The following is a 22957-nucleotide window of genomic DNA, read 5'->3' as shown; positions in this document are numbered from 1 at the left end:
AATAATTATAATTAGAGTTATATTAATCCTAACATTTAGAGGAATGGGGTAAACAATATGTTTGATAATTCAAAGCTACAATGGAATGCTACTTATGATGTTATTGTTTTAGGTTTTGGTGGAGCCGGTGCCTCTGCTGCTCGCTTTGCTGCCGACAATAACAGTAAGGTATTAATTACTGATTCTGCTCCTGAGGGACATGAAGGTGGCAATACCCGTTATGCTGGACAAGTTATTTCATCCGGCGATGATCTCAATGATTTACGTAAATATTATCAAGATTTAGCTTTTCCCTTGTCATACGATAAAGATTTAATGGAGACCTTTATCAAGGGACTTTATAATATCCCTAATTATTTGGAAAGTTACCTTGGGGTAAAGCCATTTATTATGGGTAAACACCCTGAATCTCCTGTTTCCAAAGCTTTATATTTTATGGCTCATGAATATCCTGAATTCCGTGGTCAAGCCACTCACGAATTAGTAACTGTTCACGAAGGCGTTGCTGATTCTGCCCTATGGAAGAATTTACGTCAACAAGTTTTAAAACGTGCTGACAAAATTGATGTTTTGTACAACACTCCTGCTCAACATTTGATTCAAGACCCTAACACCAAAGCAGTTGTTGGAGTTCAAATCAAACGTAACGACGAACTTTTGAATGTCAAAGCTAATAACGGCGTTGTCATGGCAACTGGCGGTTTCGAAAATAATTCTCAAATGGTTGAAAACTATTTAGGCGAGACCAGCCTTAACCCTATTGGTTCACTTTATAACAAAGGAATCGGTATTAAGATGGCAAGCGAGGTCGGTGCTCAACTTTACAATATGAATAACTACGAATCATACGGCATTTTCCACGGCTTAACGCCTAAACCAGCTAAGGGTCAACGTTCTCAATTTTTACCATTCGACTGGCCTGCTTTCCACCAAGGCAGTTTAATTGTTATTGGCGATGACGGTACTCGTTATTTTGATGAAAATGAAATCCACCGCCACGGTCACATTCAAGATCATGGAAACTGGAGAATCCCTCAAGCCCAACGTCATCCATATGTAGTTTTTGATCAAAAAAAATATGATGAATTAATTAACGATAAAAATGCTCCTTATCCCGAATTTATGAAATTAGTCGTTAAAGCTGACAGTTTAGCAAAATTGGCTGAAGTTATGCAGGTTGATCTTGAAAATTTAACTGACACTATTAAAGATTTTAATCATTTTGCCGAAATTAAACGCGATTATGCTTTCAATCGTGACGCCAAAACCCTAGCTGCTTTCGATGAGAATGGTCCTTACTATGCTTTGGCTATGGTACAAGGATTATTAAATACTCAAGGTGGACCTGTTCATAATTCTAAGGCTGAAGTGGTTGACAATGACAATGTTGTTATCCCTCATCTTTACGCTGCTGGTGAACTTGGAAGTTTAATGGGACGCCAATACAACGGTGGCAGCAATTTGGCTGAGAACCTTATTTTCGGTAAAATTGCTGGTGAAAATGCTGCTCTCCAAAAGGATGAGTTAGAGTCATCAACTTCTCAAATTGATACTCAAACCTCCGCCAGTATTCATGAAAATGGACTAGGCTCCGATATTACTGAAGATCATTTCGATACTCAAGATAATCAATATATTGGAAAATCTTCTGCTGGTATGGGTAACGAAATTGTTGTTCGGGTTACGGCCGATAGCAAAGATGATATTCAAAATATCGAAGTTTTGAAACAAAGCGAATCCGATGATTATGGTTTGAAAGCTGTTAAAGAATTACCTAAAGAAATCGTCAAAAGCAATTCCATCAATGTTGATACAGTTTCCGGAGCATCTGCCTCCAGCAAAGCTATTAAAGAAGCAGTCTCCAATGCTCTTGCTCAAATAAAATAAAATTAAGCTGTAACTTTTTCTTGCAGCAAAAATGCGGACAAAATATAGCTTCATCCCGCTTAATATGAAAAGAACGGCAACTCAAAATCGAGTTGTCGTTCTTTTCACTTTTATACTCAGAAACCATCCGAGCCCCACCACGCATTTTTTATTTTCTAGAGAACAAAAAAAGAGATGCTGATTCTTTTCAGTATCTCTTTTGGGAGTTTTTGTTCAGTAATTATCAAGAATGCCGTCTGCAGGAGTCGAACCTGTGACCGCCGGTTTACGATACCGATGCTCTACCAACTGAGCTAAGACGGCTTAATAAAAAAATTACATCTAATTCTTTTATGAACTAGATGTAATCTATTGGACACCTAGGTAAATCCTAAGTATTATAACTCCGGATGTCAGACTCGAACTGACGACACCCTGATTAACAGTCAGATGCTCTACCAACTGAGCTAATCCGGAATAATTCAATAGCTCTTTAACAGAACTATTAAATTTTATCAATTTAAACGCCGCAGGTCAATAACTATTTAGCATTTTCTTTAGTAATTTTTGTTACGCCACCCATATAAGGTATCAAAACCTCAGGAATAGTTACTGAACCATCCTCATTTTGATAATTTTCAAGGATTGCAGCAACTGTACGTCCAGCAGCAAGACCTGATCCATTCAATGTATGAGCTAACTTTGTTTTGCCGTTTTCGTCACGATAACGAATATGAGCACGACGAGCTTGGAAATCAAGACAGTTAGAACAACTTGAAACTTCACGATACTTTTCTTGAGCTGGCATCCAAACTTCAAGATCGTATGTCTTAGCAGAACTGAAACTAGCATCGCCACTTGATAATACGATAACGTGATATGGAAGACCTAGCTTTTGCAAAATATTTTCTGCATTAGCTGTTAGTTTTTCCAATTCATTGTATGATTCTTCAGGCTTTGTAACTTTAACCATTTCAACCTTATTGAATTGATGCATACGGATCAAACCACGAGTATCACGACCAGCAGAACCAGCTTCTGAACGGAAGCAAGGTGTCAAAGCAGTCACGTATTTAGGTAAATCCTTTTCATCTAAAATCTTGCCAGCAAAATAATTTGTCAAAGGAACTTCAGCAGTAGGAATCAAAGTCAAAGGATTTTCATCAACCATTACCGTGTAGACATCTTCGGTAAATTTAGGGAATTGACTTGTACCAAACATAGCTTCGTTATTTACCAAATATGGAGGGATTACTTCTGTATAGCCTTCCTTTTGGTGTTGATCTAACATAAAATTGTAAACTGCACGTTCAAGACGAGCACCCATACCAATATAGTAGACAAAACGACTGCCGGCAACTTTTGTAGCTTGTTCAAAGTCCAAAATACCTAATTCTTCACCAATATCCCAGTGATGACGAGGTTTGAAGTTTTCCTTGGGAACAGCACCAACTTTTCTAATTTCAACATTAGTACTTTCATCAGGACCAACTGGTACAGAATCATCAGGAATATTAGGCAAACGAACTAAAATATAATTCATTTTACCTTCAGTTTCCTCAAGATCAGCATCAATTTTTTTAATGTCAGCACCGACCTGCTTCATAGCTGCAATTTCATCGCTGGCATCTTCTTTATTACGTTTCTTAGTAGCAATACCTTGAGAAACTTCATTTCTCTTTTGCTTCAAAGTTTCTGTTTGAACTAACAACTCACGACGCTTTGTATCATATGAAATCAATTCATCGATCTCGTCGCTTGTAACGCCACGTGAAGCCAATTTATTCTTGATCCATTCAGGATCTTTTCTAATTAACTTGATATCTAACATAGATATTTCTCCCTCTTTTTACTTACTTTGTTCACTAAAATTAATGTATTAAGGATGCCGTCCTCTGCAACAAAGAAAATTCGGCTGGACTAGTGTTTCGGTTTAGTCGTCTGCATTTTTACTTTAATGACACTTAGAATTCTCAATTATATAAATCCTCAAGCTTTCAATAATCTCCAACACACTAAGATTCCATTGCAGCAATTTTAACTAACAAAACTAGAAACCAAGCTCCAGTCGGAAGCGAAAACCTTAAATCCAAAAAACAAAAAAATGGCCGAATCATCCCAATAAAGGGACGAATCGACCATTCGCGGTACCACCCAGTTTCAGCGTATACAAATACACTGCACTTTCAGATTTTATCGGATCAACCCGAACGGCATTACCCGTTACCAGAATGCTGGAATAAAAACCATAACGATTTACACCGACCATCGTCTCTCTGAAAGGTTTTGTGAGTAGGCACTCTTTTAGTTTGATATTCTTTTTTATCTTAATTCAAAGTGTTACAAAATTCAACTAGTAGTCGCTATCATTTTTAGTTTTTTCAATATCAATATCTTCTAGTTTCAAAAACTTACTCTTATGTTTGACCTTATAGTAAGCCCAACATACAAAGAGGATAATTAAACCACTGTAACTGATCAATAAACGGCCTACGTTGAAATTAACCATTGAACGGACATCTTGTCCCATGATAATGATAATTCCTAATACAATAGCTAAAATTGGTCCAAATGGGAACCATTTTGCTTTATATTTTAGGTCATTTAGACTATAACCTTTGTATAAATAAGCTTTTCTAAAACGATAATGTGAAAAGGCAATTCCCAGCCAAGCAATAAATCCAGTTAAACCACTAGCAGATACTAGTAATTCGTAGAATGAATCACCATAAAAACTAGTAAATAAGGCAATTGCCCCAATTAAAACAGTCAAAATCAAGGAATAGACTGGGACCCCTCGACTGTTTGTCTTTTGAAAGGCTTTAGGAGCCATATTATTTTTACTCATTGACCAAAGCATTCGACTGGCAGCATATAGTCCTGAGTTAGCAGCAGAAATAACTGACGTCAAAATAACAGCGTTCATTACCCCAGCAGCTAAAGGAATTCCTACCTTTTTGAAAACAATCGTAAAGGGACTGATAGCAATATCACCAGCGCCCGAGCCTAATAGATTAGGACTTGTATAAGGTATCAATGCTCCAATAACAGCGATTGATAAAATATAGAATAATAAAATTCTCCAGAAAACTTGTTTAATAGCCTTAGGAATACTCTTCTCTGGTGTAGCTGACTCTCCAGCAGTAATACCAATTAATTCAGTTCCTTGGAAAGAGAATCCAGCTACGACGAATACGCTCAATATCGCCGGTATTCCACCGACAAAGGGAGCCTTTTTAGATGTATAGTTGGTCAAGCCAACAAAGTTTTGATTTCCCAAAATGCCTAAAATACTTAAAATACCAACAATTAAAAAGATGATTACAGCCGTAACTTTAATTGATGACAGCCAATATTCTGTTTCACCAAATGAACTAACTGAAATAAAGTTAATAACTAAAAGCAGAATCATAAAAGCCAAACTGATCTTCCACGAGGACCACGTTGGAAACCAATATTTAACCACCAACGAAATCGTCGACAGATCAACTGCTAAAGTTATGGCCCAATTGAACCAATAGTTCCAGCCAAGTGCAAATCCAAAAGCAGGATCGATAAACTTTGTTGCATACGTTGCAAACGAGCCGGATACAGGCATATACGTTGCCATTTCCCCCAAACTCGTCATTAAGAAGTAGACCATTATACCGATAGCCACATAAGCTATCAGAGCTCCTCCTGGTCCAGCAGTTGAAATTGAGGAACCACTAGCTACGAAGAGTCCGGTTCCAATTGATCCACCAAGTGCGATCATAGATAAATGACGGGTCTTCAGCGACCTATTCACATCATTATTTTCCATCTTTCATTCCCCTTTTTGGATACAAAAAAATCCTTATTATCAGAGGAACTACCGACAATAAGGATCATAATCATCCCATTAATCAATAGCTCAACGAATTCAGAAATCTGGAGCAACAAAAACTTCTAAAAGTTTACTTAGCTTTGCAAAGCATACAATCTTTGTACAACTTGCAAAGCCCAGTAAACCTCAAGAAGCTATTCGCAGTTTGCCTTAGTCAAAACAAATCACAAATAATTGCCCTCAGTTCTAAAAAACGACAGTCTACTGCCTATTAAGCAATAGCCCAATCAAATTACCAAGTAGGGGTAATTGATTTCGGCAAACTTCCCTTTCATATTTTTTCAAAGTACCCTATCCGTACTCCAAAATACTAATAATAAAGAATGCACCTCTATCTGATTACAAAACATTATAAATAAATGTTAAGATAGTAGCAAGTAGTGTTTTATATATAATTAGATTTTTTAATTTAACGTTACCGGGGGAAGACAAATGTTGGAGCAAATTTTCTTAGTCAAGCAGGACGTAGAGAAATACCGAATGCTTACCGTTATAAAATCATTACCTCCTCGTGAAGTAAACTTAAGTAATATCAGTAGCAGATTACATTTTACTTATCAAAAAACTTACAATATTTTTCAAGCACTGCTGGAAGATTTAGCTGATGTTGCTCCCGACATTGATTCAAGCGACACTAAAATTGAATCAATCGACTTCAGTAAAATTTCTATCGATACTTTCCGATTGTATTTGGTTAAAAATTCAGTTGTATTTCAAGCATTCAATTATGGGTTAACAAGTGCTAACCCTTCTTTTGAAAACTTTAGCAATGAACATTTTACAAGTAAATCTACACTCAATCGACGGATGACCAAGTTTAGAGCTTTCTTAAAAAACTTTGGCTTAAAAATTTCCAATTCAACGCTTGAAATTAAGGGGAATGAGAAGAATATTCGTTGGATGGCCTACTATGTTTATTGGTACATTTATCACGGTCAAGAATGGCCTTTCAACCTTATTCAAGAAAATTCAATTGATCAAATAATTGGACGTGCTGCATAACCTTCGACAATCCTATCGTTCACTTTCAATTGAAATACTTTTTAGCTATCTCTAGAATTCGACTAATAAAACGTAATTATATTGATGAATTGCCATATTATAGCGATGTTTTTGGCAGTCAAAATCTAGGCGAAGATATTCTAACTCATGACGATTATCCTATTGTGCCTGTTAAAGCGTTGAGTAATGAAAATAAGTTAGTCAATCTTTTCAGAAAGACTGCTTTTCAACCAAGCGATACTGCTTTTGAAGAACCTATCAACGCAAATGCTAGAATTAATCCAAAATTCTATGCGCTCGTTTATCACTTTATAGATTTTCTGAAAGAACATTATCATGATGATATGACCGTTTATCATAATCAGAAGACTCTAAAACATATTATGACTTATGTAACTCGGGATATTGTCTTCTATTACATCATGGCACCGTATTCCTTGATGCACCTTGATACAATGTACAGTAACGACGAAGAAAGAACTTATACTGATTTGTATAAAGATATTTACACTTTCTTTTCAAACATTGATCAAAATGAATTTCCAGGGATTTACAATGCTGCAGAACTTATTTCCAGAAACCTTTATCAAGTCCTTCCAAGCTATATTTCTACTATCCGAGCTGAAGATATTATCAAGGTAAAGGTTTTGATTGATCCTGGAAATCAAGCTGCTGAAGTCGTTTTGAGAACAATTCGAACTTTAGAATTTGTTCAAATTGTTCCTAGCGGTGTTTATGATGACGTTGATGTTTTAATTACTTCTCTAGATGTCTTACCTCTAGACATCGAAAGAAAAAATATCCCGAATATTTGAAAGTTATTTCATGGGATATTTCATCAACGAGACCAGATTATATTTGGTTGTTGATTCAATTAAATCAGATTTACGTCAAAAAGCTTCGAGACAAGATTGAAAGCAATAAAAAGAAACGTGCCTTATAAGTAAGTATTAGAGCAGTCCATAACGGATAGTCGTTAGACTGCTCTTTTTGTTGTAATGGAATCAAAAATGATCATAATAGGCTTATAAATTGATAAGGATACCCTACCTGAAAAAGAGGCGTATTATTATGTTTACAATAATTTTTTGGATTTTAGCAGTTTGGTTTATCGTTAATGTTATTGGAATGTGGTTTGCAATCAACAACAAAGATCTTCAAAGAAGCTTAGGCTTTATCAATGTGGCCGCTGTTATTATCGGCTTTTTGGCATATTCAATTCTTGCTAAGGTCGCTAGTCTTGAGGCTCTCTTCAGTGCTATAAATTATCTCAATATTATCGTAGCTATTGTCCAGCTTTATTTTGGCTTTCGCACTGGTCATACTCACAATCACAGCGTTGGACATGCTTAATGACATTTAAATATTAGTAAGGACTTAAAAAATAATTTTTAAGTCCTTTTTTTGTTGCATTTTATAAATAAAGAACTATACTAGCATTTGTAAGTTGATAGTGAGTACTCACTATCATAGAAAAAGGAGAGTGGATATTATGTTTACAACAATGTTTTGGATTTTAATGATCTGGTTCGTGATCAATGTCATTTGGATGTGGTTCGCAACTGACAACCAAAATTTACAAAAGACCTTCGCTTGGATTAACGTTGTGGCCGTTATTGTTGGATTTTGGGTTTACTTTGGAGTTGCAAAAGTTAGTGGAATTGACACATGGTTCAATATTTTAAATTACGTTAATATCGTCCTTGCTTTAGTTCAATTCTACTTCGGCTACAGAAATAACCACACAATAAAACATGCATAAAGATTTACCTCTTGAGCTCCTTTTAGGATAGAATGGAGCTATCAATAAAAATCAGAGGTAATGTCTATGGATAATCAATTTAATATTTATCGTGAAGCTGAAAAGAATGAAAAGTTAACTCCTAAGCAAAAATTGATTTTCCAATCTGCAATTAACCTCTTTTCAGATCGTGGCTACGCTAATACCTCTACTAAAGAAATCGCTGAAAATGCCGGTGTTTCTGAAGGCAGTATCTTTCGAAAATTTAAAAATAAAGAAGAATTGTTGATGGCCATTCTAACCCCACTTACTCATAAGATCCTACCCCAGGATTTAAATGAATTTTCGCATATCAGCCATCAAGATTACAGTTTGAAATATTTTTTAAACATTATCATCAATGATCGAATTGCTTTATTTAAAAGTAATTACAAAATAATGCGTATCTTTCTAAATGAATTCATCTATGATCAACATATTCATGATCGATTAATCAAAAGTATTCCTAAAAAATCTTTTAAACAGTTCAATGAGGTTCTTGACGATTTGAAGAAAAAGCAACTTCTAATCGAATGGGACAACTTAGAAATCTTTCGATTTTTAGCCTCAAACATTTTAGGATACATGATTGAACATTATATTATCATTGATGTTAAAATTTGGAACGAACCTTTGGAAATCGAACATACAATTGATTTCATAGTAAAGGGATTAACTCCTGAAAAATAAACTATTAAAAAAGCTGAAAAAGTATACAATATGCCTGCTTTCTCAGCTTTTTTAGTAAATCCTATAAAATTATTTTACAGAATCATCGACTTCCCAAGTTAAACTTCCAGTATAATTCCCCGCTGGAGAAATTTTTTTATTGTTTGGGTGTAATAGGAGCCCATCAAAATCATCCCAATCCTTTGAGATATTAGTAGTTGAATTCTGATTTGTCGCCTCCCCTGTAGCAATTTCTTGAGGTTCACTGTTCAAGTATATTGGTTTTGATTGGTCATCCTTCTTATAGATTAAATTTCCTTCAAAAGATTGAGAGCCGTTGAATAATCCTGTCGTTGAAGCCTTTAAAGTCCATGCTTCCTTCAGTTCAGTCACGTTCAAAGTAAATGGTGTCACACGCTTCAAATACGTTTGCGTAGTCAGATAATTAATACTTTGAAAATTTAAATTTTTGGAAACCGTCAGCTGCAAATATTGAGGTTTAACATCAATTTTGAAAATTGGCGTACTAGTACTTTCAATCGCATCGGTACCTTTGAAAACTGCCGGTTGTGAATCCTCAGTAATAACATGATCGGTTTCATTATCAGCTCTTCCATTAACCACAATATCCGCGCTGGTATAACCATTACTATCATTAGTTGATCCTAAACTAGCGATTTCATAACGTAACTTTTTAGCTGAAAGATCCGTTCCATTAGCAATAGTTATTGCCTCACTGCTCCCTGCATCATTGTGATAGGTAATCGTTGCTGAAGTGTATTTAATATCCGTCGGTAAATTAATATCTGCAGCAATTTTTAACCAATCCTTTTTCGATTCTTCGTAATCCCACGCTAAATTGTAATCAAGAGCCAATTCATCATTATAGTTAACTAAATTAGCCTTTGAATCAGGTGTCTTTTGAGAAGCATTGTTGGCATTAGATTCATCAGTAATAACTTTTCCACTAGTCTTATCAGTTAATGTTGTTTTAACATGGGCTGTCGTCAAAGCAGGAATAGATTCAAAAACAGCTATTTTACTATAATTTTGGCTCGTCCCATTATTGGCTCCCGTTAATCCCCAGTAGACACGTCCCCGATCAGGATTGTTGAAAACGCTTGGATCAACCGGAATATTCTGGGTAACCTCCGTATAATCCCGTGATTGACCAAGATTCTTACTTCCATCAGGAAACTTATCATTATAGTCATAATGTATTTCTGCTGGATTACCGTTCTTGGCTGGTATCCAAGTGAAGGTTAAATGATACCAATAAAGTTCATTACCCTTATATGTTGCATTTATTAAAGAAGCATTGACAGCACCAACTTGGAATGTTGACGTGGCATATCCATTATCATTTGAATTTAAATAATACCAAATATTATTGGAACCATATGATGAATCAGCCAATGCTATATTAGCCAAACTAATATTTTTATACGTATATTCTTCTCCAGGATATGTTAATGAAATTACCCCATACATTCCTCCACTATTGCCTAATCTTAATGGAAAAGAACCTAAACCGCTTTGACTAAAAATGGCATTTTTTTCTGGATAATTGTCTGGTACAGCCACGTTAGGATTAGTAGTTCCAAAACTATTTAAAGTAAATTCTTTATAGCGGCCTTCACTAGCGGTTCCTTTTTGAATAGCAGTCCAGCCAGTTCCAAATGGTGGCAAATAAGTATTCTCACTGATCAAACTATTTATTTGTGAATTAAAATCTAAGGCTTATACTATTAGCTACTGCTGTTTTGGCAATTTCGGACTCACTATTAATAAGCGGTGATGATCCTGAATCTGCTGTCCAGCTTCCAAATGGGCTTCCTAAAAATAATAATCTATTTTCCTTATATCTAGCATTGTCATAGCCTAAAGCTCCCATGCCCTGGTATCCAGCTCCCATAGCACCACTTCCACGGGGATCATTCTGTAAAACTAACGACATCCCTTCGCCATTATCAGCAATTTGTCCTTCACCAGAGCCAAAATACATCCAGACTGAAACAGTTTGTTTTTTATTGATGTCAATAAAATTAGCACTATCATCATCGATTTTCGACCAAGCCGCACCAACTTCAGGTAATTTAGTAGAATTAGTACTATCGGCAGCACTGTAAACTGATTCACCCGACTTAGCAAGATTTAAAACTCGTCCGCTATGTTGCTGGTCCGTCTTAGAAGTAAAAATACTTGAAGAGTTAGTTTGAAAGGGATAATCTGTTGCTTTTTCGTTTTGAGCTAGCTTAAAATTTCCTACATCAAAATATGATGAAATATCTAGTCCCACCGGTGCTTCCCCAACTATTTCGTTATAATTCTCAGCCAGAACTACCTGTGGTTTTGCTAGATCTATTAACGAAAACATAATAATACTAAAATAAAATATCCCTCTATAGCTTCTGTATTTTTTCATACAAATATCTCCTATATAACAACTCACAAGGATATAATATACCAAAATTGTTATAATTTTAATGAATATGCAAAATACTTATTATTAAATAATTCTATTATAAAAATATACATAAAGTTTATAAAATGAGTGTAAAAAAAATAACATTTGATTTTTACTATCGAATGTTATTTTTTATAATCATTTCTTATGTCGCGATGATCTAGTATTTCCGCCTCTCGAATCTTTTGAATCCTTGGAATTATTCGAATTATTCAACCATGGCAACTTCAGATTTACTTTACCTCGTCCACTACCTGGCCCATTGCCCTTATTACGTTGTGAATAATAGAGATACATCCACACAGCCACTGCAATTAAAACAATGATTCCAATAATGATACCGATCCATTGTCGATTATTAGTCGATTGTTTTGGATTAGCGGCATCATTAACATTATCTACTTCAGTTTTCTTAACCGTAATATTATATTTAAACGATTTTTCAAAACCATTATCATTCTTCAAAGTAATGTGTGCCTTATAAACACCCGCACTTAGCTTCTTAATTGGAATAAAATAATTGAATTGAGAATTAGGTGCAATTTGCAAATTATCAGCATTGTAATTGGTTGTTTGACTACCATTAACTACCTTAGCTCTTAAGGAAACCTTATTAATATTAATTGGAGCCGTATTATCCATTGTATAGGCAATTCCGGTTGACCCTGCAACTGCCTTAGGAGCAGCTGAAGTTAGATGCATATCAGGCATAACGCCATCATCCTTAGAACGAAGCACAACGCCTTTGACCTACCGAACCTGGTTTTTAATATTAATATTTTTAGATTTCGTAGGACTAACCGAAGCCGTCGTTGTCACACCACCTAGGATAATTCCTGAATATTCTGAACTAGGAGATTTAACTTTAAATTCAACAGTCTTATTTTGGCCCGTAGCAAGCTTCACAGTCTGCTTTCTCTTACCATCGACTAATGATGTCAAAGAAGGTAATTTAGCCTTATACAGCTTTGTATTGTACTTGTCATAGCCAATTACACCTGAATCAGCCGTATAAGCATTATTAACCTCTGCAGTAACCGTTATTGGTTTACTACCAGTATTAGCAATCAAGACCTTCAAAGATTGTTCCTTATTCGGAGTAACCTTCAAATCAAAGTATGACTCACCTTTGTTAACTTGATTATCCGGTAAAATTGCTTGAATCGCATAGGATTTATCCGGTGCAGCTTTTACAGTTGTCGCAAATGGCAAAACCGTCACTAATAAAAGTAACATTGTTGAAAAAAATACAATTATTCGTCTCTTCATAATCTTTAACTCCTACCTGAATACCAAATGGCCCAGAAAATTAGGAAAATCAATGATACAAGAACACAGACAATTAAAATATATGTCGTAGTTTTATTATATATCAGACCTTTGCATCGCTTATTAATATTATTAGCCTGATCCTGGGTAATCGTATAAGTTTTATGGAACGTCCACGTAGCTTTACCACTTCTAGCCGCACCTTTAACGACATAGGTACCAGCCTTGATCGGCGTAGTGTTCTGATCAAAGTCAACCGGAATCCGTGAATTAGGTGCCACCTTTGGATAAGTTAAATCGGCAATCATGGTTTTGTCACCCAAGTTAAACCTATCTAACCAGCTTTTACGTTTAACCGTCATATGAACAATAACATTTTTCATCATTCCTAGCTCTTTATTTTGAAGATTTACTATTATATGTGGCTTTTTATTCATTACATCTAAAGCTAGATTGTGGAGCGTTACTATTCCACCTACCGGTTTATTTGAATCAGTTATCCAAACTGGGACATTGGCATTTCCACTTACACTACTCTCCAATGCATAAATATTAAATCCACCTAATATTAAATTATCGATCTTTCCAGATGGTAATTTAACTTTAAATGAAACATCTTTAGTTTTACCAGCCATCAAAGAAATAGTTTGTGCCTTAGTCATATCAGCAAAAGCGTATTTAAGACCATATTGACCAGACTTAACATTATCAGTATAAACGATTTTTCCATCCATAGATGTAGTCGCATTTGTTGGTACAATACGTAATCTAATTTTTCTAATACCAAAGTTAGATAACGATATTTTCAAGGTTCTCGTAGAATTGGGCTTGCCAATTATTTGAAATCTGTCGCTTATATCCGAATCACCGATCAACGGTGTTACTGTTACTCCGTCAATATCAGCTTTAACTTTCTGAGTTGTAAACATAAAACTGAACGTTGCAAAAAGTGCCATTAAAATAACATATATAATTTTCTTATTCATAACTACCTCTGAATATCACTTCTTACATCTATAATACTAAAAAAGCTGTTCCAAGTCTTGGAACAGCCTAATTTATTTATTTATTATCGACGACGTCTTCTAGTTGTATTACCAGAATTATTGTTACCATTATTATTCTTATTATTATTTCTTCTACCTAAGTAGATTCCTAAACCAAGAATAATTGCTAATGCAAGAATTGCTAACAAAATATATAGCCATAGGTAATTTGGTTTAATACCAGCCAACTTATTGTATTTAGCAGCATCATTATTAGTAATTGTAAAGTCCTTATTTAAGACCCAAGTTTTAAGACCACCTGGAGCTTTATAAGTTAACTTCAAATGATAATTTCCAGCTTGTAATGATTTCTTTCCCCAAGAAATTTCGTAGTTGTAGTTAGATGTTGGGGCAATTTCTTGATTACCAGATTTCGAAGTAATTTTGAAATTCTTATCTCCCTTTTTCGTAACAACAGCTGTTGAATCCAAGTCGCCAGAGTAAGAGTTGGTCTTATTCTGAACGTTAGCTTTAACTCCAGGATGAGTACCAGCAGAATCAATAACTGTACCTGGTCTTACCGCTGTAACTGAATACTTAGCGTCTTCATTCTCAGCATCTTTTTGATGTATTTGAATAGGAATAGAATAGCTAAACTTATTTTTAATTAAAGTACCATTTGATGTAACTGTTCCCTTAGATGGATATACAGTAACACCACCCATTAAGTAACCTTTAAAGGCCTTTTCGGGCACTGTTATTTTAAACTTCAATGTTGCTGTGGTCTTGCCAGGTACACTAAATACTTGCTTCTGAGGTGAAGCTGTAGACTTAGTTTGTATTTTAAGATTTGGATCAGTTACTTTAGACTTATCATATCTCAATTGACCAGCATCATTAGTATACGCTGTATTAACCATGAACATGAATTTTCTAGTACTACTTGCTTTATTCAAAACCATCAATTGCAACTCTACAGACTGTCCTGGAGTACCTGTAACCATGTAACTACCTGAATCGACGCTAACCGCGTCTGAATCAGAAGCTGGTTTCAATAGATAGTCACCAGATGTAGCATGTGCCGTGATACCGCTAGACGCTACTCCCATTACCATTGCAAACAAAAGAAATAATAGCTTTATCAATCTATTTGCTTCTTCATAAAACTTCCTCCAAAATAAACCAAATATTATACAAATACATTATAAAATAAAAACCACTACACTAGTAGTGGTTTAAAAGTACTATTTTAATTTTTTAGTTAAATTATTCGCCTGTACCTGGTGTTGTAGTTGTTGCTTCTGGTTTTGTTGTTAATGTCCATGTAATAGGAGCATTCAATGAACTTACTTTACCAGTTGAAGCAGCTGGAATATCACTAGGAATTACCAATTGTGCAGTTGAAGTTGAGCCTTGGTTTGCAGCAAATTTAGCAAGATATTCGCCATCTTTGTATGAAGCACCATTAGCAGCTTTTGAAACATCCATAACTGTTTCAGCTTTACCAGTTGAGCCAGATGTCAAATTAGCAGCTACTGTTGATAGTCCTGTAATAGGGTTTTGACCATCAGTAATACCTTGTGAAGCCAATTTCAATGTAAATGGTGAGCTTGTTAATCCTTGTGCTTTACCAGTTGAAGCATCAACGAAGTCACCCAATTGAGCTTGTAGATTAAAACCAGTTGCCTTTGTCAAATCACGTGATTCAAGAACTGATAGGTTACCTTGGTCGTTACCATCTTCACCTTGAGCATTAGCATCTTTTGAGTTGTTTACCAAGTTCTTTGTTTGACCTGATACAGCACTACCAAAGTTGAAATCTGGAACTTCGTTAAGTACTAAGACACCACTTACAATTTTAACAGCTGCATTTGATGTTGCTGTAGCGATACCATCGTTTGCACCATCTTTACTATCATAAGCAATTGCTAATTGACCATTGTCTGGGTTTGATAATTTACCAATATTCTTTTGAGCTGTGTATTTCACTGAACCATCAGTATCAATTTCACCTGTTGTTGTTGCAGCTTGTGCTGTCAATGCTGGGGCAACTGCTCCTAAAACCATTCCTGCTGTTGCTAGTGAACCTACTAAAACGTTTCTTGATAATTTCATGATATATCCTCCCTGATATAGAAAATTATTTTTTGTTTTTGTCTTTCTTGATTACGATTTAATAATAACAAATTTTCCAAACTGTACATCTCATAATTTGTAAATGTTATTTGTCAAATCTGAATCATTTTGAAACCTTGGAAAACTGTAAAACTCTCAAGCTTTTGCGGAGCTTGTAACCGTAAAAAGCGAATAGACCAATCAAAATCGTAAAGCCAGTTATGATCAATCCGGTGTCACGTGCATCACCCGTTTGTGGGTAAGTAGAAAGATTGTTGATACTAACTGAAGGCGTGTAGCCCGTCTCCTTAATCTTCGATTCATTGCTACCAGTACTTGTACCAGTATTATCGCTATTAAGAACAACTGAACCATTGGAACCGCCGCCACCATCAAGTCCAGATGACTCTGACTTGCTAGCGACAACCGCCACCGGTGCTGACCTATCAGCGCCACCCCCTGTTGTACTGTTGGATTCAGCAATTACATGTGTAAAGCTGAATCCTCCAATCACACCCAACAATATAACGGCAATTGCGAAGAAACCGACTACTCGCTTTTTGACTGTGAGACTTTTTTTGGATCTCATTTTTCTCTTCATATAAAAAACCTCTCATCAAAAGTCTGTCTGCTTTCTCCTTACGATTAGTATAATACCATCTGTATATCTCCTTGCTAATCCGAAATAATTAAGAATTTCTTACAAGAAGTGAATTATTTAGTTAAAAGGTAATATTTGATCAAATTGTGCTGTCCTGTGTATGGAAGCGTTTGATCAGCTTCGTACATATATTTGAATTCTAATGATTCTAACAGTTTCTGCGGTGCCACATTATCCGCTTCAGTTGAAGCCCACAATTCAGTTAAATCTAACTCATTGAAACTGTAGTCTCTCAATAACTGAATAGCCTCCTTTGCGAATCCTTGTTGACGATATTCTTTGCACACAACAAATCCTATCTCCCGTGTAGCTAATAGTCCTTCTGATTCGCCACGCTTATTCAATTCAATTATTCCAATCATTTCATCAGTATCTTTTAAGGCTATGACGTACGCTCCAGCTCTTCTTCGATACATATCCAATAAATCATGGCCAAAATCATCATCATCTGTATACTCCAAGCCAGCTAATTCATGATTTTGCCTATCCTGTACCAATTTAAAAAATTGTTCCCAATCCGTTGTCTCAAAATTTCGTATTTTCACTTTACTTCCTATTAAATGCATATCATTGCCTCATAATAAATTAATTTTCAATCTAATTTCTAGGTTTTTACTTTACCGTAACTTATAATAAATCTAGTTCAAAAATGAAAGGTGTGATTTTTATGGATCTAGATTTTAAGGGACAAACCATTTCAACAATTGGTAAACCATTAACTGTTGGTGAAAATTTTCCCGATTTTACTGTTCTTAATAAGGATAACAATGAGATTAAACTAAGCAGTCTCTTAGATAAACCTGTTTTAATCAGTGTTGTACCAGATATCAATACTAGTGTTTGCAGTATTCAAACAAAACACTTCAATGAAGAAATCGATGGTCATTCAGAAATCAATTTTGTAACTATTTCAACCAATACCCCAGAGGAACAAACTTCGTGGTGTGCAGCTGAAAATGTCAAAAACATGCAAATGCTATCTGACATTGATCATGACTTTGGTAAGAAATCTAATATTTGGATCAGAGATCTCAACATTCTAGCTCGTTCTGTATGGGTTGTTGACAAGAATGGCGAAATCATCTATTCAGAAATCGTACCTGTTCAATCCGACGAACCAAGTTATGACAGAGTTCTCGGTCAATTAAATGAATTAGTCAAATAAGAATTCCAATACACATAGCAAAAGGCGGTCATAATTGACTGCCTTTTTTTATTAATAAATTAACGCCGACGATGTTTGACAAAGGTCATAAAATGCAAGATACATGACAGTAAAACAAAGAATATCAAAGTAAAGCTAATATAATTCCACCAAAAATTACTGCCAATCCAAGAATTTAATGGTAATTGAATTCCCATCGTAATTAGTGCCATTACGGCTATCATAAAGAATAATTGAATGTATCTTTTCAAAGTTGAATCGTCCTTTCTCTTTTTTACAGAAATCTTTTTAGCATACTTTTGACACAGTTTCTTCTTATTATGTGGGAGCTCTTTCATGCCAAACGTTCCTGGTAAGACAATTTCGCCAACTTTTATTACCCCAGCAGCTGCCATAACTCGGTCAATTGTCTTAAAAGCTTCGTCTGTTACCCCAGTTATAAAGTTTTCCAATGGGGAAATGTAACATGAACTGATACTTAAGTAATGCTTATTCTTAAATTGTCCAGGAATTGTATCGCCATTTTCTTTAAAATAGACCAGTTTTGGTCGCATACAATCGAAAAAGTTCTTCAAAACACCTGATAATTCACGAAAGTATGTCGGAGCCGCAAAGACCCACACATCGCTCTTTAGTAATTTTTCCGAGAGTTCATCTAAAACAGGATTCTTTTCATGATACTTATGTGGCGTTATTTTATAATTTTCTAAATAAATTGTTTCTGTCTCCACGCCCTCATCAACATTTTTTAAAACTTCATCAAGCATCTGAGCATTCAAACCATGTTCTTGGTGCGAGGCCAAAATCCCTAATATTTTCATACGCAAATTCCCCTTTATTTAAGTTTAATATACCGTTATATTAAATTCAAAACACTAGCTTTATTAAAAAAATGTTGCTACAGTATGGTTAACTAAGGAGGTTTTGAATTTATGAAAGTTCTTATCATTGGTGCTCATGGTAAAGTCGGCCACCTATTAATTGGAGAATTACAATCAAGAAACATTGATTTTGTTGCTGGATTGCGTAGTCAAGAACAAATCAAGGCCTACAACGAAAACAATATTGAAACTCAATTTATCGATTTAACTGCATCTCTCGATAATATTAAGGATTCTATTGAAGCTTCTGGCGCAGATGTTATTGTCTTTACCGCCGGAGCTGGTGGCGCTGGATCTGATTTAACATTAGAAATAGACCTCGACGGTGCTATTAAAACTATGATGGTTGCTGAAGCAATCGGCATTAAACGTTATATCATGGTTAGCTCAGTCTTTAGCGACAACAGAAGTAAGTGGGATGCTTCTGGAATCAAGCCATATATGATTGCTAAGCATTACGCTGATGATCATTTACGTGGTTCTAACCTTGATTACACTATTATCCACCCCGGCTCTTTAACTAACGAGGATGGTACTGGCAAAATCAAATTATTAAATTCTAATGAGGTTGACAGCATACCTCGAGTTGACGTTGCTCGTGCACTAGCTTTGATTATTCAGAATCCAAGTACAATTGGCAAGGAATATACTTTTGCTAGTGGCGACCAACCTGAGGAAGAAATTTTTAGATAAAAGCTAAATCACTTTATTTTGGCTAATCGTAGGAATCAGAACATTAATATTAAAAGGACGGCAACTCAAAATTGAGTCGCCGTCTTTTTAATATTAATGTTTTGTCTTGCGCTTTTGCTGCAAATTTAACAAATATTATGTCTTAGACACATTTTGCGTACAGCTCTTGATTAATCCTCAGAATTTTAAATTTCTTTACTTATCAAAATTAATAAATTGTAATCTGATGGCATTTAAAACTGCAATAATTGTTACCCCAACATCAGCGAAAACAGCTTGCCACATATCGACCATTCCCAAAGCTCCAAACAATAAGAACAAAATTTTGATTATTAGGGCAAAGGAAATATTTTGAATTACTATTTGCCGAGTTCTTTTGGCTATCTTCATTGCTCGAGCTACTTTAGAAGGTTCGTCTCCCATGATAACAATATCTGCAGCTTCCACAGCAGCATCCGAACCTAGGCCACCCATAGCAAATCCAACATCAGCAGTGGCCAGAACTGGAGTGTCATTAATCCCATCACCCACAAAAGCCACCTTATGGCTATTTTTATGAGAATCAGCGAGCAATTCCTTCACTATTTCTACTTTATTTTCTGGTAACAAATCAGCATAAACTGAACTCATTTTTAATTTTCCAGCAATAGCTGTACCTACTTTTTCATTATCGCCAGTTAACATAACCGTTTTTTCAATTCCACGATTATTTAATAATTTAATGGCTTGTTGGGCATCAGGCTTAGGTTTATCAGCAATAACAATGCTGCCCCAGAATTGACCATCTACAGCCACATAGACAACCGTTCCTACAGTTTGAGTTTCAATAAAATTAGATTGTTGCTTCATCGACTTACTATTTCCTACAATTACTGTTCGACCATTAATTGAAGCAGCCAAACCATGTCCAGGCCGTTCAGTTACATTATCAGCCGACAAAAGCTTACCATCGTAGGCCTTCATAATTGAAATAGCAATTGGATGCGTCGAATTACTCTCGACACTGGCTGCCATTTGTAACAATTCCGTCTGAGAAATACCAGATTGAGGCTTAATTTGAACTACCGAGAATTTTCCTTTAGTTAAAGTCCCTGTTTTATCAAAGGCTACCGTGTCAACGTCATTCAAAGCTTCAAGATAATTACTGCCCTTAACCAAAATACCTTGTTTTGAAGCTGCCCCTATTCCTCCAAAGAAACTCAGTGGAACAGAAATAACTAAAGCACAGGGACAAGAAATTACTAAGAAAATTAAAGCTCGATAAATCCACATATTCCATCCACCTTGCGTTACCAATGGAGGAATTATTGCTAAAGCAATAGCTAAAGCTACCACAATAGGCGTATAGATTTTAGCAAATTTAGTAATAAATTTTTCTGTATTGGCCTTTTTGCTACTGGCATTTTGAACTAAATCTAAAATCTTAGAAACTGTTGAATCACTGTAAAGCTTGCTTACTTTAATTTGTATCGTTCCATTTTGATTAATTGATCCACTTAAAGCTTTGTCACCAACTTGCAGGTTTTGAGGCATAGATTCACCAGTCAAGGCTGACGTATCAACTGACGAATGTCCTAAAATCACTGTACCATCTAAGGGAATCTTCTCGCCTGGTTTAACCACAATAATTTGCCCAACTTGAACTTTGCCAGGATCAACTATTTGAACTTTGTTGCCTAATTTCAAAGTCGCAAAATCTGGTTTAACCTCTAACAAAGCCGATATAGATTTCTTTGAACGATTAACTGCCACATCTTCGAAGACATTTCCTAATTCATAAAATAGCATTACAGCAATAGCTTCAGGATACTCTCCCAAAATAATTGCCCCAATAGTAGCTATACTCATCAAGAAATTTTCATCAAAAATCTCCCCATGAAAAATATTTTTAAGGGCTTTGTAAACTATTTTGCTGCCAATTGTCAGATATGCTAAAACAAATAGCCCGATACTTATAGGCCTAGAAAATAGTGAACTTGATCCCAATAGTAGTAGAATAAAGGCAATTAATAACCGAATGATTGTTAACCTAGTTTCCTTACTAAATTCTACTTTTACTTGTTTTTGTTTATTTTTTACTTTGTAATCAGTTTGGACATCGTATGATTTCATCGAGAACATCCTCCTTGAAAAGGTTTACATGCTCAATTGAATATATGAGCAATCATTCATATATAAATTATAATATAATAGGTCGTAACAAATTTCAACCAATTTTTGACAAGAGGACAATTTATGCCAGAACAAAATTTTGAGGTGGAGCATCAAAAAGCACTCCACAATCTAAAACAAAACCTACCAGATAATCAGGATCTTGATGCAATGGTCAATATTTTCAAAGCATTCGGCGATATGACTCGAGTAAAAATTATTCTAGCCCTTGCTGAAACGCCCCTAAGTGTCGGCGAAATTGCCGATACCCTTGACATGAGTCAATCATCGATTTCCCATCAATTAAGTATTCTCAAACAACTTAATCTTGTCTCAAATGCTCGTCGTGGACGCAATATTCATTATCGTCTCAGCGACCAACACATCATTACTATCTTTAAACAAACTCAAGAACATATTATTGAAGACGAAAATGATTTCTAGAATACTATTCTAAAAAAGGCTGTGAATCTATAAAATCAAATTTATAGATTCACAGCCTTTGACTGTTTTAACATGTCTTACAATTGCTTGTCTAACCAATCAATATGATTTTGCTCACGTTCAATCGCTCGCGTTAGAATCAAATAATGACCAAAATTGTGCTTAATTTTTTCATCATCAGTAAAAACAGCCTGTAGTCTTTTTTGCAGATAATTATATTTTTCATATTTTATAGCCAGCTCTTGATTTAAAAGTACTTTTAAAAGTGGATCAGATTTATCCTTGATGAAATAAAGTTTCAACGAAAATAATTCCTCATTATCCGTTAACGGTTCTTCCATCCACTCACGTAATATTTGATGACCCTTGTCAGTCAGAGCATAGAACGTTGACGTGTCTTCTATCTTATCCATTAGCCAACCATCATCCTTCATTCGGGCTAATTCTGGATAAATTTGACTGTGTGAAGCATGCCAAAAATCACCCACTTCATTTTTAAACTCTTGACTGATCTGATAACCAGATAAGCTTCCTTTATTATTTATTAAACCAAGCAATACATACGGTAAAATTCTTTTCTTAGGCATATTTATCTCCAAAAAAAATGATATACATCTCTGTATATCATTTTATCATGCTATTTATTGATACGATGATAGTTTTCATCAAAATACTTACCGGCACGAATATCATCGGGCATACTCTTGTATGGTTCTTCACTGATAACGTCCTCATTATTTTGACCAGCATCGCCCATATAAGTGATCTTAGCCATTTCGGGAACAACTAACTTTGGATAAGTTTCATATTTTTCACGTGATTCTTCCATTAAATCAATATGTTCATTTTGGAAAGTAACAGTGATTTCTGGATGTTCCTCAACCCACTTAGGGAAAAAGATCGTTCCATGCATCTTATTTTGGCTGTACGATAAATAGAGTTG

At 35.3% G+C, this 22957-nt stretch carries 24 protein-coding genes, 2 tRNA genes and 1 riboswitch; of the genes, 9 read left to right on the top strand and 17 right to left on the bottom strand.

Annotation, left to right across the window (positions count from 1 at the left end; genetic code table 11):
• Positions 1–57 precede the first annotated feature (57 nt).
• On the top strand, positions 58–1887 hold the full coding sequence (locus FD26_RS04585; RefSeq protein ID WP_057867264.1) for an FAD-binding protein: 1830 nt from the start codon (positions 58–60) through the stop codon (positions 1885–1887).
• Positions 1888–2117: 230 nt separating this feature from the next.
• On the opposite strand, the gene FD26_RS04580 is transcribed toward FD26_RS04585, so the two are convergent.
• The 4 genes from FD26_RS04580 to FD26_RS04565 form a co-directional block, all read right to left on the bottom strand.
• Positions 2118–2190 (bottom strand) — tRNA-Thr (locus tag FD26_RS04580).
• Between the two features lie 80 nt (positions 2191–2270).
• Positions 2271–2343: transfer RNA gene (locus FD26_RS04575), tRNA-Asn, on the bottom strand.
• Positions 2344–2407: 64 nt separating this feature from the next.
• Positions 2408–3697: a serine--tRNA ligase gene (gene serS, locus FD26_RS04570; protein ID WP_057867263.1), complete on the bottom strand. Its 1290-nt coding sequence runs from the start codon at positions 3695–3697 to the stop codon at positions 2408–2410.
• Between the two features lie 522 nt (positions 3698–4219).
• Positions 4220–5668, bottom strand: a complete 1449-nt coding sequence (locus FD26_RS04565) for an amino acid permease (RefSeq protein WP_057867262.1) — start codon at positions 5666–5668, stop codon at positions 4220–4222.
• Between the two features lie 229 nt (positions 5669–5897).
• Positions 5898–6073: riboswitch (Lysine riboswitch) on the bottom strand.
• Positions 6074–6163: 90 nt separating this feature from the next.
• On the opposite strand from FD26_RS04565, the gene FD26_RS11280 reads away from it, so the two are divergent.
• From FD26_RS11280 to FD26_RS04540, 5 genes are all read left to right on the top strand, one after another.
• Positions 6164–6733 carry a helix-turn-helix domain-containing protein gene (locus FD26_RS11280; RefSeq protein WP_057867261.1) on the top strand — a complete coding sequence of 190 codons (570 nt, stop codon included), beginning with the start codon at positions 6164–6166 and terminating at the stop codon, positions 6731–6733.
• Between the two features lie 29 nt (positions 6734–6762).
• Positions 6763–7548: a hypothetical protein gene (locus FD26_RS11275; protein WP_152976846.1), complete on the top strand. Its 786-nt coding sequence runs from the start codon at positions 6763–6765 to the stop codon at positions 7546–7548.
• A 256-nt stretch (positions 7549–7804) separates the two neighbouring features.
• Positions 7805–8086, top strand: a complete 282-nt coding sequence (locus tag FD26_RS04550) for a hypothetical protein (RefSeq protein WP_057867259.1) — start codon at positions 7805–7807, stop codon at positions 8084–8086.
• Positions 8087–8225: 139 nt separating this feature from the next.
• A complete protein-coding gene (locus tag FD26_RS04545) occupies positions 8226–8495 on the top strand; it encodes a hypothetical protein (RefSeq protein ID WP_057867258.1) in 270 nt (89 codons plus the stop codon).
• A gap of 66 nt (positions 8496–8561) precedes the next feature.
• Positions 8562–9203: a TetR/AcrR family transcriptional regulator gene (locus tag FD26_RS04540; protein ID WP_057867257.1), complete on the top strand. Its 642-nt coding sequence runs from the start codon at positions 8562–8564 to the stop codon at positions 9201–9203.
• A gap of 69 nt (positions 9204–9272) precedes the next feature.
• Here the strand turns inward: FD26_RS04540 and FD26_RS04535 are convergent, their stop codons facing one another.
• From FD26_RS04535 to FD26_RS04495, 9 genes are all read right to left on the bottom strand, one after another.
• Positions 9273–10871, bottom strand: coding sequence for a hypothetical protein (locus FD26_RS04535; protein WP_057867256.1), 1599 nt, complete (start codon positions 10869–10871; stop codon positions 9273–9275).
• Between the two features lie 37 nt (positions 10872–10908).
• Positions 10909–11607 carry a hypothetical protein gene (locus FD26_RS04530; protein WP_057867255.1) on the bottom strand — a complete coding sequence of 233 codons (699 nt, stop codon included), beginning with the start codon at positions 11605–11607 and terminating at the stop codon, positions 10909–10911.
• A 180-nt stretch (positions 11608–11787) separates the two neighbouring features.
• Positions 11788–12387: a WxL protein host-binding domain-containing protein gene (locus FD26_RS04525; protein ID WP_075888001.1), complete on the bottom strand. Its 600-nt coding sequence runs from the start codon at positions 12385–12387 to the stop codon at positions 11788–11790.
• A 12-nt stretch (positions 12388–12399) separates the two neighbouring features.
• Positions 12400–12918, bottom strand: a complete 519-nt coding sequence (locus tag FD26_RS04520; RefSeq protein ID WP_057867253.1) for a DUF916 domain-containing protein — start codon at positions 12916–12918, stop codon at positions 12400–12402.
• Between the two features lie 5 nt (positions 12919–12923).
• On the bottom strand, positions 12924–13904 hold the full coding sequence (locus FD26_RS04515) for a WxL protein peptidoglycan domain-containing protein (RefSeq protein ID WP_057867252.1): 981 nt from the start codon (positions 13902–13904) through the stop codon (positions 12924–12926).
• 83 nt (positions 13905–13987) lie between these two features.
• Positions 13988–15049 (bottom strand): DUF3324 domain-containing protein, encoded by a 1062-nt coding sequence (locus tag FD26_RS04510; protein WP_057867251.1) that lies wholly within the window; start codon positions 15047–15049, stop codon positions 13988–13990.
• Positions 15050–15170: 121 nt separating this feature from the next.
• Positions 15171–16019, bottom strand: coding sequence for a WxL domain-containing protein (locus tag FD26_RS04505; protein ID WP_057867250.1), 849 nt, complete (start codon positions 16017–16019; stop codon positions 15171–15173).
• A 124-nt stretch (positions 16020–16143) separates the two neighbouring features.
• Entirely contained in the window at positions 16144–16620 is a 477-nt protein-coding gene (locus FD26_RS04500; protein ID WP_057867249.1) for an LPXTG cell wall anchor domain-containing protein, read from the bottom strand.
• A gap of 113 nt (positions 16621–16733) precedes the next feature.
• Positions 16734–17225: a GNAT family N-acetyltransferase gene (locus FD26_RS04495; RefSeq protein ID WP_160318167.1), complete on the bottom strand. Its 492-nt coding sequence runs from the start codon at positions 17223–17225 to the stop codon at positions 16734–16736.
• A gap of 122 nt (positions 17226–17347) precedes the next feature.
• On the opposite strand from FD26_RS04495, the gene tpx reads away from it, so the two are divergent.
• Positions 17348–17845, top strand: coding sequence for a thiol peroxidase (gene tpx, locus FD26_RS04490; RefSeq protein WP_057867247.1), 498 nt, complete (start codon positions 17348–17350; stop codon positions 17843–17845).
• 59 nt (positions 17846–17904) lie between these two features.
• Here the strand turns inward: tpx and FD26_RS04485 are convergent, their stop codons facing one another.
• On the bottom strand, positions 17905–18666 hold the full coding sequence (locus FD26_RS04485) for a flavodoxin family protein (protein WP_057867246.1): 762 nt from the start codon (positions 18664–18666) through the stop codon (positions 17905–17907).
• A gap of 111 nt (positions 18667–18777) precedes the next feature.
• Here FD26_RS04485 and FD26_RS04480 point away from each other — a divergent pair, with 111 nt between their 5' ends.
• Positions 18778–19419, top strand: coding sequence for an SDR family oxidoreductase (locus FD26_RS04480; RefSeq protein ID WP_057867245.1), 642 nt, complete (start codon positions 18778–18780; stop codon positions 19417–19419).
• Between the two features lie 195 nt (positions 19420–19614).
• Here the strand turns inward: FD26_RS04480 and FD26_RS04475 are convergent, their stop codons facing one another.
• Positions 19615–21531, bottom strand: coding sequence for a heavy metal translocating P-type ATPase (locus FD26_RS04475; RefSeq protein ID WP_057867244.1), 1917 nt, complete (start codon positions 21529–21531; stop codon positions 19615–19617).
• Between the two features lie 123 nt (positions 21532–21654).
• Here FD26_RS04475 and FD26_RS04470 point away from each other — a divergent pair, with 123 nt between their 5' ends.
• Positions 21655–22014 carry an ArsR/SmtB family transcription factor gene (locus tag FD26_RS04470; RefSeq protein WP_057867243.1) on the top strand — a complete coding sequence of 120 codons (360 nt, stop codon included), beginning with the start codon at positions 21655–21657 and terminating at the stop codon, positions 22012–22014.
• 77 nt (positions 22015–22091) lie between these two features.
• Here FD26_RS04470 and FD26_RS04465 read toward each other — a convergent pair whose 3' ends face one another.
• Positions 22092–22601, bottom strand: coding sequence for a PadR family transcriptional regulator (locus FD26_RS04465; RefSeq protein ID WP_057867242.1), 510 nt, complete (start codon positions 22599–22601; stop codon positions 22092–22094).
• Between the two features lie 50 nt (positions 22602–22651).
• Positions 22652–22957 (bottom strand): phenolic acid decarboxylase (locus FD26_RS04460; protein WP_200953662.1); only part of this gene is annotated, 306 nt, incomplete at its 5' end.

Source organism: Companilactobacillus crustorum JCM 15951 (genome assembly GCF_001434585.1).
Classification (GTDB): Bacteria; Bacillota; Bacilli; order Lactobacillales; family Lactobacillaceae; genus Companilactobacillus; species Companilactobacillus crustorum.
The sequence above is the reverse complement of the archived record's forward strand: the minus strand, read 5'-3'. Positions and strand labels throughout refer to the sequence as shown.

Bases quoted from the DNA above. Each gene is read 5' to 3' on its own strand.
- FD26_RS04565 (WP_057867262.1), bottom strand. From the start codon at position 5,668: ATGGAAAATAATGATGTGAATAGGTCGCTGAAGACCCGTCATTTATCT.
- FD26_RS04545 (WP_057867258.1), top strand. From the start codon at position 8,226: ATGTTTACAACAATGTTTTGGATTTTAATGATCTGGTTCGTGATCAAT.
- tpx (WP_057867247.1), top strand. From the start codon at position 17,348: ATGGATCTAGATTTTAAGGGACAAACCATTTCAACAATTGGTAAACCA.
- serS (WP_057867263.1), bottom strand. From the start codon at position 3,697: ATGTTAGATATCAAGTTAATTAGAAAAGATCCTGAATGGATCAAGAAT.
- FD26_RS04475 (WP_057867244.1), bottom strand. From the start codon at position 21,531: ATGAAATCATACGATGTCCAAACTGATTACAAAGTAAAAAATAAACAA.
- FD26_RS04505 (WP_057867250.1), bottom strand. From the start codon at position 16,019: ATGAAATTATCAAGAAACGTTTTAGTAGGTTCACTAGCAACAGCAGGA.
- FD26_RS04540 (WP_057867257.1), top strand. From the start codon at position 8,562: ATGGATAATCAATTTAATATTTATCGTGAAGCTGAAAAGAATGAAAAG.
- FD26_RS04480 (WP_057867245.1), top strand. From the start codon at position 18,778: ATGAAAGTTCTTATCATTGGTGCTCATGGTAAAGTCGGCCACCTATTA.
- FD26_RS04470 (WP_057867243.1), top strand. From the start codon at position 21,655: ATGCCAGAACAAAATTTTGAGGTGGAGCATCAAAAAGCACTCCACAAT.
- FD26_RS04465 (WP_057867242.1), bottom strand. From the start codon at position 22,601: ATGCCTAAGAAAAGAATTTTACCGTATGTATTGCTTGGTTTAATAAAT.
- FD26_RS04520 (WP_057867253.1), bottom strand. From the start codon at position 12,918: ATGAAGAGACGAATAATTGTATTTTTTTCAACAATGTTACTTTTATTA.
- FD26_RS04515 (WP_057867252.1), bottom strand. From the start codon at position 13,904: ATGAATAAGAAAATTATATATGTTATTTTAATGGCACTTTTTGCAACG.
- FD26_RS04500 (WP_057867249.1), bottom strand. From the start codon at position 16,620: ATGAAGAGAAAAATGAGATCCAAAAAAAGTCTCACAGTCAAAAAGCGA.
- FD26_RS11280 (WP_057867261.1), top strand. From the start codon at position 6,164: ATGTTGGAGCAAATTTTCTTAGTCAAGCAGGACGTAGAGAAATACCGA.
- FD26_RS04485 (WP_057867246.1), bottom strand. From the start codon at position 18,666: ATGAAAATATTAGGGATTTTGGCCTCGCACCAAGAACATGGTTTGAAT.
- FD26_RS04550 (WP_057867259.1), top strand. From the start codon at position 7,805: ATGTTTACAATAATTTTTTGGATTTTAGCAGTTTGGTTTATCGTTAAT.
- FD26_RS04585 (WP_057867264.1), top strand. From the start codon at position 58: ATGTTTGATAATTCAAAGCTACAATGGAATGCTACTTATGATGTTATT.
- FD26_RS04530 (WP_057867255.1), bottom strand. From the start codon at position 11,607: ATGAAAAAATACAGAAGCTATAGAGGGATATTTTATTTTAGTATTATT.